Source organism: Pantoea sp. USHLN298 (assembly GCF_037149395.1).
Taxonomy (GTDB): domain Bacteria; phylum Pseudomonadota; class Gammaproteobacteria; order Enterobacterales; family Enterobacteriaceae; genus Pantoea; species Pantoea astica.
In genome coordinates this window covers 1-223 of record NZ_JBBCRO010000033.1, presented here as the reverse complement: position 1 = coordinate 223, position 223 = coordinate 1, and the positions used below count along the sequence as shown (strand labels likewise).

Here is a 223-nt window from a genome sequence, read left to right as displayed (position 1 = left end):
AGGCAGCAGTGGGGAATATTGCACAATGGGCGCAAGCCTGATGCAGCCATGCCGCGTGTATGAAGAAGGCCTTCGGGTTGTAAAGTACTTTCAGCGGGGAGGAAGGCGATGCGGTTAATAACCGCGTCGATTGACGTTACCCGCAGAAGAAGCACCGGCTAACTCCGTGCCAGCAGCCGCGGTAATACGGAGGGTGCAAGCGTTAATCGGAATTACTGGGCGT

General features: G+C 56.1%; 1 rRNA gene. It reads left to right on the top strand.

Features of this window, described 5'->3' with window-relative positions:
- Nucleotides 1-223: ribosomal RNA gene (locus WFK59_RS22175) — 16S ribosomal RNA — on the top strand; the annotation flags it as partial.